This is a genomic window from Paenibacillus sp. LS-5 (assembly GCF_056121505.1).
Genome location: NZ_JBWAVA010000034.1, coordinates 1 through 10,746, shown reverse-complemented (window position 1 = coordinate 10,746; position 10,746 = coordinate 1). Strand labels below are relative to the sequence as shown.

9 protein-coding genes are annotated in these 10,746 nt (G+C 53.4%); 6 read left to right on the top strand and 3 right to left on the bottom strand.

Annotated elements, in window-relative coordinates; translation table 11 throughout:
* The first annotated feature begins 208 nt into the window (after positions 1 to 208).
* Both AC0MA3_RS26185 and AC0MA3_RS26180 read left to right on the top strand, forming a co-directional pair.
* Entirely contained in the window at positions 209 to 661 is a 453-nt protein-coding gene (locus tag AC0MA3_RS26185; protein ID WP_379158665.1) for a MarR family winged helix-turn-helix transcriptional regulator, read from the top strand.
* Positions 658 to 2,187, top strand: a complete 1,530-nt coding sequence (locus AC0MA3_RS26180; RefSeq protein ID WP_474658306.1) for a DHA2 family efflux MFS transporter permease subunit — start codon at positions 658 to 660, stop codon at positions 2,185 to 2,187. The genes AC0MA3_RS26185 and AC0MA3_RS26180 overlap by 4 nt, the downstream gene beginning before the upstream one ends.
* A 91-nt stretch (positions 2,188 to 2,278) precedes the next feature.
* Here the strand turns inward: AC0MA3_RS26180 and AC0MA3_RS26175 are convergent, their stop codons facing one another.
* Both AC0MA3_RS26175 and AC0MA3_RS26170 read right to left on the bottom strand, forming a co-directional pair.
* Entirely contained in the window at positions 2,279 to 2,578 is a 300-nt protein-coding gene (locus AC0MA3_RS26175) for a zinc ribbon domain-containing protein (RefSeq protein ID WP_474658308.1), read from the bottom strand.
* Between the two features lie 97 nt (positions 2,579 to 2,675).
* Positions 2,676 to 3,617, bottom strand: a complete 942-nt coding sequence (locus tag AC0MA3_RS26170) for a helix-turn-helix transcriptional regulator (RefSeq protein WP_474658305.1) — start codon at positions 3,615 to 3,617, stop codon at positions 2,676 to 2,678.
* 155 nt (positions 3,618 to 3,772) lie between these two features.
* Between AC0MA3_RS26170 and AC0MA3_RS26165 the strand changes: the two genes are divergently transcribed.
* Complete coding sequence (locus AC0MA3_RS26165) at positions 3,773 to 5,041, top strand: MFS transporter (protein WP_474658307.1); 1,269 nt, start codon at positions 3,773 to 3,775, stop codon at positions 5,039 to 5,041.
* Positions 5,042 to 5,077: 36 nt separating this feature from the next.
* Here AC0MA3_RS26165 and AC0MA3_RS26160 read toward each other — a convergent pair whose 3' ends face one another.
* On the bottom strand, positions 5,078 to 5,752 hold the full coding sequence (locus AC0MA3_RS26160; RefSeq protein ID WP_474658304.1) for a DedA family protein: 675 nt from the start codon (positions 5,750 to 5,752) through the stop codon (positions 5,078 to 5,080).
* 109 nt (positions 5,753 to 5,861) lie between these two features.
* Here AC0MA3_RS26160 and AC0MA3_RS26155 point away from each other — a divergent pair, with 109 nt between their 5' ends.
* The 3 genes from AC0MA3_RS26155 to AC0MA3_RS26145 form a co-directional block, all read left to right on the top strand.
* On the top strand, positions 5,862 to 7,256 hold the full coding sequence (locus tag AC0MA3_RS26155) for a polysaccharide deacetylase family protein (RefSeq protein ID WP_474658303.1): 1,395 nt from the start codon (positions 5,862 to 5,864) through the stop codon (positions 7,254 to 7,256).
* Between the two features lie 130 nt (positions 7,257 to 7,386).
* Positions 7,387 to 8,766 carry a DUF58 domain-containing protein gene (locus AC0MA3_RS26150; RefSeq protein WP_474658302.1) on the top strand — a complete coding sequence of 460 codons (1,380 nt, stop codon included), beginning with the start codon at positions 7,387 to 7,389 and terminating at the stop codon, positions 8,764 to 8,766.
* Positions 8,735 to 10,746: transglutaminase TgpA family protein (locus AC0MA3_RS26145; RefSeq protein WP_474658301.1), on the top strand; the 2,012-nt coding region annotated here is incomplete at its 3' end. The genes AC0MA3_RS26150 and AC0MA3_RS26145, both read left to right, overlap by 32 nt.

The window sequence follows — 10,746 nt, the reverse complement described above, 5'->3', positions numbered from 1 at the left end:
CGGCTACCGCCATCTTAAAACACCTACAGAAATAGGCCAACCAGAAGTTTTCCGGTTGACCTAATAATACGAAAAGATATACTCCAACATCCCAAGATGAAAATTTCAGAAATTTTCAGTAAGTGGTTGACGAACAAATAGATAAATAGTAAAATATTTCGCATGCGAAGTATTATTGGGTTAAAGGATTTCATGGAGGCGATGAATTTTGGAGGATAAAGAGCAGCAATTGGATGAGATTGTTTCTTCATTCCGCTGCATTATTCATAATTTTCAACAGCTCATGTGGAAGGATGCAGAAGAGCTGGGCATCACATCCACTCAGTTAATGGTCTTGCGCAAATTGACAACTCACCCTGATGTTGGAATCACAGAGCTTGCGGATTTGCTGCATTTGGGAAACAGCGCCGCGAGCGGTGTGGTGGACCGGATGGTGAAGGCAGGACTGATAACCAGACAACGCTCAGAGAGCGACAAACGTATCTTTAAGCTGGCAATCACCGATAAAGGGCAGGGAATCAGGGAGCAAAGCAAAAAGTCGCTTAGAAGCCACTTGGAGCCATTGTCACACATCCCAGCCGAAGATGCCAAAGAGCTGCTGCGACTGCATGGTGAAATTATTAAAATTTTAGGACAAGGGAGAGAAAATAAGAAGCTATGAGTACAATAACTGCTAACGCTGGCGCACCGTCGAAGACGATACGCAGAGGCCCGATCATTGCGGCCCTTCTAATCGGCGCATTCGTGGCACTGCTGAATCAGACACTGATGAATGTGGCGCTGCCTAAAATGATGGAGGATCTCAACATTGCCGCCAATACAGCGCAATGGCTGACTACAGGATTTATGCTGGTGAACGGGGTGCTAATTCCGATCAGTGCCTATCTGGTGGAGAAGTTTACCACCCGTCAACTATTTACTACGGCAATGATCCTTTTTTCTATAGGAACGCTGGTCTGTGCCGTAGGGTCCGGGTTTGAGATGATTATGGTCGGCAGAGTGATTCAGGCTGTCGGCGCTGGTATTCTAATGCCGCTGATGAACATCGTATTCCTGCGGATCTTCCCGATTGAAGAACGCGGTAAAGCGATGGGGCTGATGGCGGTCGCTATGATTTTTGCCCCGGCTGTAGGACCTACGCTGTCCGGCTGGGTAGTCCAGAACTATTCCTGGCGGGTGCTGTTCTACATTGTGCTTCCGCTGGCTATTTTCTCCACGCTGCTGGGGATGAAGACGATGCAGAATGTCGGAAAGCTGACTTCGCCCAGACTGGACAAATTGGGTGTGGTCCTGTCTACACTAGGTTTTGGCGGATTGCTGTATGGCTTCAGTGATGCCGGTACAGATGGCTGGAACAGCGCGACAGTATATGCATGCCTGATTCTTGGCGTGGTATCTTTGGCTTTGTTTGTATGGCGTGAGCTCACTACCGACAAGCCGCTGCTCGAATTCCGTATTTTCCGGTACAACATGTACTCATTGACCACAGTTATTAACATTATTGTTACGATGGCACTGTATTCCGGTATGATCCTGCTGCCGATCTATCTGCAGACGATTCGTGGCTTTACACCTATGGAGTCGGGGCTGATGCTTCTTCCGGGTGCGATTCTGATGGGCGTAATGTCTCCGATCACAGGAATTATTTTTGATAAAATCGGTGCCAGATGGCTGTCCGTTATCGGTCTGATTATTACTACGGTCACCACTTGGGAATTCAGCCAGATTACTCATACAACTACCTACACTCACCTGATTCTGACGTATACGGCCCGGATGTTCGGGATGTCCATGCTGATGATGCCGATCGTAACCGCTGGTCTGAACCAGCTGCCGCAACGTCTGGCTTCACACGGAACCGCAATGTCGAATACGCTGCGGACGGTAGGCGGAGCACTGGGGATGGCGCTCTTTGTCAGCCTGATGACCAACCGTACGAAGAGCAACATTACGGACGCAGTGATGAGCGGGGCTGTATCCCAGACCGACAAAGCCGCAATGCTCAAACTTACACAGGATGCCACGATCAACGGGATTACCCATGCGTTTACTGTAGCGACCTGGGTGACCGTGGTGGCCCTGGTGCTTGCCCTGTTCATTAAGAAAACCTCTCCGCAGCCTGACTTCCTCAAAACAGAAGAAGCAGAACCTGTGCAGACACCGAAGGTAAAGTCACAGCAGGCATAAGATGATTCCTAACTGAATTTCGTACTCATATCTATGAACAAAAGGACTATCCGGCGCGGATAGTCCTTTTGTTTATACTATTGTCCATTGTTTATAGGGGCATCTGGACCTCTGCTCCTGCACTCCAGCGTTTCAAGCGCGGCAGGCTGTCTGCCAGAATACTTCGTGCTTCCGCTTCATCCATACCCTCCTCTACCATGTATCCGGCGCACACATCGGCCATCTCCTCCATAGTAGTCTCCGGTTGCTTGAATTCTCCATTCTCGTAGCAGTATACACAGTACTCTTCCGTCTTGTTGCCTTCATGGTCTGTGCCCTTCAGCTCTGCCTCAGGCATAGGCATTCCGCAGCTTTGGCAGATGGGGGTTCCGCTCTCATGGGATGCTGTCATGTCCACTATTCACACGCTCCTTGGATTTGGATCAGGCTTCCTCAGCCCGTATTCCTCCACAGTATAAAATATCTAACCTGACAGCATCCCTTCAGGTTTATAAGCTGCTGGTATATTTGGCGGCAATTTCTGCTGCCAGCCCAGCCAGTCTGCGGCGGACCGGTTCCGGCTCCAGTACTTCTACAACTGTTCCGAAGCTGAGCAGGAATCCGTACAGCCAGTTGTTCTCTGCATAGGACACCTTAACCGTATATCCGCCTTTTCCATCCGGTTTAAGCTCCTCCGTATCGAAGTAGTCTTCCGCCAGATGTCTGCCCTCTGCCGAGAAATGCAAGACAATGGCTTGTGTATTCAATGGTTCTTTCCAGCCGTCTGTCCAGGGCAGATCCTTGAGCGGGATATCCAGACGCTCGTAGCTTCGTGTTTCCTTGACCAATGCCTTCATTCGCAACAGCTTGAATAATCTGAAGTCCTGGCGTTCCGTGCAGAATCCGTATAGATACCACCCGGCGCCTTTATGTACAAGTGTATAAGGCTCCACAGACCGGTGACTGACTTCTCCGTCCGCATTGACATAATCAAAAGCTACGGCAGTACTCTCCTCCAGCGCTTCTTTTAGAAGAGTCAGGCGCTCTTCCAATAGACCCTGCATTCCCCAGGGAGAAAAGTCGACAATCAGCTGGTTGGTTTTGTTACGGAAAGCATGCGACTTGGAGGGAGGAATCACACTGCTGATTTTTTCCATTAGCAGGTTGTGACCGCCGCCGCTGTAAGAGGATACACTTTGCAGAGCCGTGAAAATATCAGCCAGCTCGCGTTCAGTGAGCACATTGCGGTCGAGCCGGTATCCTTCCATAAGGCCAATGCCGCCATTGGCACCCTGGTAGGTGACGACGGGGATGCCGGCGCCGTTAATACTGTCGATATCACGGTAGATGGTCCGTACAGACACCTCGAACATATCAGCCAAGTCCTTGGCCTGGACTAGGGGCCGGTTCATCAGCAGAATGACGATGGAGAGCAAACGGTCTATTTTCACACAAGCTTCCTTCTTTCCGGGAATATTCGTACTTCCATTATCCTTGTATTCTTGCGTGGAATCAAAATAAATAAAACTTGTAATCCCATATAAATTAGAATAATATCTAATTAGATAAATGTTTAATAATGAATGTGAGGGTATGCGTTGTGAATATGAATCTATTGAAGGATGGCTCATCGGCAGTACTGAAAAGGAACAAGGGAGGGTATTCCAGGCTGTTTGCCGCTGGTCTTGTCAATGGCATCGGTGACCGGTTCAGTAGTATCGCCATGCTGGCGCTGATTCTGAAGGTGACCGGATCGGGAATGGCGGTAGGGATTGCACTGGGGATAAGAGTGATTCCCTTTCTGTTCATGGCCCCGCTTGCCGGGATCCTTGTGGGGAGGATGCCGCGCCGAACCCTTATGATGGCCGTCGATATATTGCGGATACCGGTTGCACTGTCCTTTTTGCTGGTAGATGGGGAGCACAGGCTTTGGTTGCTGTATGCAGGGAGCTTTATTATGGCGGCTGGAGAGGCTGTTTATAGTCCGGTGCGCAAATCTTCGATTCCGCTGCTGGTAAGTCCTGATGCTTTGCTAAAGATCAATAGTCTGGAGCAGCTGATGACAGGGTGTGTACTCATACTCGGAGCCTTTACAGGTGGAGTTGTGTCACTGTGGTGGGGTCCGCAAATGGGTTTTGTCCTCAATGCAGCTTCTTTTCTGCTGGCAGCACTTCTGATCCGGGGTATAAAGTTTCCGGAGACTGCGGTCAGCGAGGCAGAACAGATGGCAGCTACCGGTGCAGCAGAGAAGGTTGTATCGCAGGGTTTCCGGAGACAAGCGGGCCGCTGGCAGACGCTTAAGCTTCTGATTGGCGGCAGCCGGGTGCTGCAGATTATTATGGCCTACGAGCTGCTGGTACCCATAATCAATGGGTGGGACAATGTACTGATCAGCGTGTATGCTGTGCAGGTATTCCATATGGGGGATGTGGGGGTCGGAGCTTTTTATGGCGCATTGGGCATCGGGCTCAGCCTTAGTTTTTTTGCCGGACGGCTGCTGAAGCAGAGGCTGTTATCCATAGCGCTTACCGGACTGCTGCTGGAGGGGATTCTGCTGATGAGTATCAGCGGGAGCGGCCATTTTGGAGTGGCCTTTGTCCTGTATATTCTGCTGTCGCTGTGCGGAGGGATTGGTAATGCCTGTCTAGACACACTGGTAATGAGGGAGACGCCTCCGGCACAGCAGCCGGTTGTTTTTGGTATATTGGCAGCGATAAGCGGCTCCCTGATTGGAGTGTCTATGTTCGGCGCAGGCTGGCTGCTGGATATCGTGGGGCCAAGAACACTGGGATTCTCAGGGGGGGGCGGTTTTGCAGGGGTGGCCTTGCTGCTTGGAGGTTTTTCTGTGCTGCGGCGGCGCAGGGAGAAGAGGTGAAGTCGGCTGTTTCTGTCATGGCTAGTGGACACAACTTTATTTGGAGGGTTCTTTGACCTTGACGTTCACTTTTGAATCCAGGTTCATGCCTCTTTTACGCCGGAGAAGACGGGCGCTGATGCTATGCCGGCAACGGTAGAGGATAATCAGTGCTGCAAGGCCGGCAATACCGCAGACAATCCAGACCGCATTCTGTTCGATGAGGTGAAAGATGCCCATCCACTGCGGACCGAACAATTTTCCGATTCCCAGAAAAAGCACTACCCATAGCAGGGCACCGCTGTATGCATAAAGAGCAAACTTTCGGAAGGGCAGGGCGGTTATGCCGGAAAAGTATCCGGTAAAGTGCCGGACACCGGGGATGAAGTAGCCGATGGAAACCAGTATGCTGCCATAGCGGTCGAACCAGTGCTGCGTCTTCTCCAGCTTGGTCTCTGAGAAGAGAAACCACTTTCCATAACGGCGGATAAAAGGAAGCCCGGCCTTAAGTCCGATGAAATAGGTCACAGTCATGCCAATAGTCGTTCCGGCAAAAGCTACAGCAATCAGCACAAAGAAGTCAAGTCTGCCGGTATAGGACAGGAATCCCGCAAAAGCCATAGTAGTCTCCCCGGGAAAAGGCAGAGCTACAAACTCCAGCAGAAGCCCGAAGAATAATACACTGTATCCGTAACTGGCGAACAATTCCTGTATCCATTTCAACATTTCCATAAGGTCGTCACTCTCCAAGGGCATCATGCCTAAGTCTATTTCGGAGCGTGTCTTCATACAATCTACCAAACGGCGCGAAAAGCGCAATAGAATGCTGGAGGTAGAGAAGATGAAAGACAGCCGGAAAAATCATATCCGCCCGATGATTCTCAGCGGGCTGCTTGCTATGGCGGTTCTAATATTTGCAGTAGGGGGCTGGGCTGTACTCTATAAGAATAATCTTCCGGCTTCCGTGACGCAAGATTTGACCTCGGTGGCGCCGGTTGCCGGCCAGCTTCAGCCGCAGCCAAGCTCCTCTTGGACTGCGGCGGAGATTTCACTAAATAGCAGACCCTCACAGACCGTTGGGAAATCTGCAGCGCTTAATACGGTAAAAGCACCGGTGAAAGCTGTTGTTAAGCCAGAATCTGCTGTGTCGATGGTTTCTGCATCTGCGCCGGACAAGCGCAAGAAGGTCTACTTAACATTTGACGACGGCCCCAGCAATATCACTTCGAAGGTGCTGGAGATCCTGCGCCAGCAGGGGGTCAAGGCGACTTTTTTCGTGCTTGGGGAGCAGGCCAAACAGCGGCCGGAGCTGATCAATGCTATATGGGAACAGGGCCATACGATCGGCAATCATACCTATAATCACAATTACCATGATTTATATAGCGGGTTTACGGAGTTTTGGTCTCAAATCAAGCAGACCGAGGAGATAGTCCGCAAGATCACAGGGGTGCGCCCGCAGCTTATACGTGCGCCAGGGGGCACGTTTGGGCATTTTGACGGGACCTATTTCTACCTGCTGAAGCAAGCGGGCTATGCTGTCATGGACTGGACGGTGGATAGCGGGGATTCCAAGCGCAAAGGGGTGCCTGCAGCGGATATTTTGAAGGAATCGGTTGCAGATATGACCGCTTCCCGGGTGATTCTGCTGTTGCATGACGGGGGAGGCCATGAGCAGAGTGCGAAGGCTCTGCCGGGAATTATTGAGCGATATAAGGCTGCCGGATATGCTTTTGGTGTATTGGATGGACAGATGCAGCCCGTCCAGTTCAGAGTATCCCGCGCCATAGCCAAAGCGGGTCACACAGGGCCCTCCAAAGACTGGATTGCTGCCAATATAGTGCCTAACCGTGAACTGTTCGTACCAGGCAAAGCGCTGGCACTGGAAGTGGGGATGCTTGAAACCAAATTGCAGCCTGGAGAATACAGCATCCGTGAAGGACAGTATCGGGTCCCGCTGCGTGCAGCAGTGGAGCGGCTGGGTGGACAGGTCAGCTGGGATTCATCCAGCCGCAGCGGCAAGATTATCTGGAATGGACGGACCATCATAGCGGATGCTGAGCGCAAACAACTGACCCTAACGGATGCGGATGGAATACAGCACGTTAGTAGTGCTGATGTACAGATGATCGGTGCTTCACTCTGGGTTTCGCTCCGGGGATTGCTGGAGGCTGCCGGTCATAAGCCGCTGACAGCATCAGTGACAGTGGAAGAACGTAGGGTAAAAGCACTTTGAAATGGAGCCGTCCGGGAGGTCTAGGCACTCTTTTTCGTGGGAACAATAGACCGTATCAGGCTTCGCACCGTCATCTCAGTTAACCGGGATGGCAGCGGGGCTAGTCTATGACCAAAGGAAGGGTAGTCCATTGTCCTCTTCATCCTTAATGGAACAGAACACACTTGAACGGAAAGATCAAAATAGCAGTAATCCAACCAGGATCCAGACTGCCCGTCATGGCTGCTGCAATGCCTGGGGAGAGTGGCTAAGAATGGTTGCTGTGGCGGGTGTCACCCTATCCCTGTATCTCTGGAGGGGAGGCGAGACGCTGTTGTTTCTCTTGACGGCCTGCGGATTGCTTATGACAGGCGGGCTGCTGCTGAAGATCTTTGGCCCGCGACAGGTGACGGTTACGCGAAGTCTGTCCCGTGTCAGTCTGGCAGCCGGGGATACGCTGACCGTAGAAGTGCGGGTCAGCTTCAGATCAAGCATTCCGCTGCCGTGGATGGTTGTAGCCGACCAGTGGAGCAGCGGTCAACACCAGGAACTGCTTTTTCTGGGATTCCGGCGCTCCCTGACTTACAGCTATCTGCTGGAGGAAGTGCAGAGGGGTGTACACCAGCTTCAGGGATGCAGTATAAGCTGGGGAGATATGCTCGGCTTATTCACTGGCGGCGCTCAGGCAGGGGGCGGCTACAGCTTTAAGGTCCGTCCGAGGCCTTTGTATGTAGGCGGAGCAACGCTCCATAGCAGCGCAAACGCGGGGGACGTAGCGCTCAGCAGCCGTACCCGGAATTACAGCACGGAAGCAGGGGATATCCGCGAGTATGCACCAGGCGATCCGCTTAGCCGCATTCACTGGAAGAATAGTGCCCGTAAGGGGACGCTGCAGAGCCGTGTGCCCGAGAAGGAAGAGGGGCGCATGTCTTGCATCGTTCTTGCCAATACTCCCGGAGAATATCAGATTCCATACGGGGCTTTGGCGCCCCGGGGACAACGCGGCACCGCACCTGATGCCTTTGAGCTGGCTGTTTCAGCCGGCATGGGTCTTTTACTCGCTGCTGAGCAGTCCGGTTCCTATGTGCAGCTCTTCAGCGGGGGATGGCCTGAGGGCATGGCAAGACATGAAGGACTCGGACAAATTCCGTCCAGAGTGCAGGACATGCTCACCGGGATTGCCCCGGATGGCAGCCGTTCTCTAAGCACTCTGCTGGAGGATGCTTCGAGGGGCTGGATTCCCGGGATGACTGTTGCAGTCATTACCGGCCGGCTGGAGGAAGAATCCGCCCGTACCCTTGCCCGTTTTCTGGTACAAGGTGTGAAGGTTGAACTCTATTATGTATGGGATCAACCCGCTCCGGAGCAGTCAGGGGGTACAGCGAAGAATCCATGGAGCCCTGCAGCAACGATTGGCGCCAGCCTAACCAGACTCGGAGCCTGTATATACTGCCTCAGCGACAGTCGCCCGTCAAATGGATACAAGGGGGTGGGCCATCATGGGTTCCAGGAGAAGTCAACGCTTTGGTAGCGTCCAATCAGCTGCTAAGGGGGTGTCTGCAGGGAATTTAGCCATGTGGAAGATACGCCGGGAGAAAAGGAACAGTACGATTACTGCCCCGGCCGTCCGGGACCATTCGGAGAACAGTCAGGCTGATTACAGGGACAGCAGTCCTCTGCATTATCGGCTACTGTTCTCTTTGGCCATTATGGGCTTGTTCATGGAATGGCTGCTTCCGCTACTCCGGTCTGCTGTGGAGCCTGATGCGCAGCGGCTGCTGCACACGCTCATGTTCTCCGCGGCAGTATTGCTGCTGTGGGGAAGTCTTCGGCTTGCTAACTTACTGCTGTACGCAGTCCAATTCATCATAATGCTCTTGACCTGGTTCTATATATGTGGCGCCAATGAAGGAGAACGCTGGCTGAGCCGATATGCTGCCGGGTTTCCGGATGATATGACTTTACTTTTTTCAGGACATCTCTCTGCTCTTAGCGGAAATAGCCGGCTGTTGATTCTGGTGCTGGGCTGGGGACTGCTGGTCTGCTCCGTACAACAGCTGGCCTTATATAGAGGCAGCACGCTGCTTTTTACTCTAGTAACCCTGGCTTACCTTCTAGCGCTCGATATGGCCTTTACCGTGAGAACAACCGGCAATATTATTGTTGCCCTGTGGCTGATTCTATGGATCCAGGCCTTGAACAGCCTGCTGCGGTTACGAGAGCGTACCGGGAGTGCTTCTCTTCCTTATACGCGCTGGGGAGTGCTGGCCCTGGGAGCTGCGTTAATGTTAACATCGGCAGCCTGGACAGGTGGGCAGCTGTACGGAGCGCGTCCAGGGGGACCCGTCACGTTCCAGCCGGTCATGACCCTGCTGCAGAACTGGGCATCAGGACAGATGAAGGAGTCCTCCCGAATACATCAGAACCAATCAGGATACACAGGTTACAGTTCAGGAGAAGCAGAGCTTGGGGCTCCGCTATCATCCAGTACTGAAGCTGTTCTTAGTGTGTTTGCCGCTCAGCCTTCCTACTGGCGCGGCGAGAGTATAGCCTACTATGACGGACGCCGCTGGATCAGGGACGGAGCAGGATTTCTGCCAATTAGTCTGACCGGGCTGCCTGTATTCAAGCAGGAGCAGTCCGGAAATGCCAGCAAGAGCCGCAGACTTGTGCAGCGCGTTGAATTCGCGGTTCCTTCTGCTGGCGGACTGCCGCTGTTCAGTGCTGGAATGGTGGAGGATATCCCGAATGTAATCCTGGAAGACGGGAGCCAGCTGGGTTATGTGCTAACAAATCCGGAGAAAACCAGCTTTCGGCTCCCGGAGGCGGGCGGAACCGTCCGGATTGCAGAATATACCGTAGACTCTGTATTTCCTGAGAGTGATCCGGCTGTGCTCGCGGCTTCATCCGGAACGGATCCTCTGTCTGTCCGCAATGAGTATCTTCAGCTTCCCGAGCTGCTGCCTGTACGTGTCAGCAAGCTGGCCGCACAGCTCACAGCTTCAACAGGTAACCGCTACGGTGCTGTCACTGCTGTGCGGGATTACCTGCAAAGCGGCTTCACCTATACGCTGAAGACCCGGGTGCCACCCCCCGGATCTGACTTCGTGGATGATTTCCTCTTCGTCACGAAGCAGGGCTACTGCGTACATTTCGCCACAGCGATGACCATATTGCTTCGGAGCTCGGGCATTCCGGCCCGCTACGTCCAGGGCTACGGGCCGGGCACGCTGGCGCGGGAATCCGTGCCGCCGCGCTATGACGTCACCCAGGGCGATGCTCACGCCTGGGTAGAGGTCTACTTCCCCGGCACGGGCTGGGTCCCGTTCGACCCCACCCCCGTTGCCGCTCCCGCCGTTGCCGGAGGCCTTGCGGCGGCGAACCCCCCGGCGGCTGCATCCGCACCGCCGGGAAACCCCGCGTCCGCTGCGCGCGGCGCGGACGTCCTGCCCGCCCTGCCGCAGGCGGGCGGGAACCCACCAGCGCCGGCAGCAGCGGCGCTGGTGGGGCT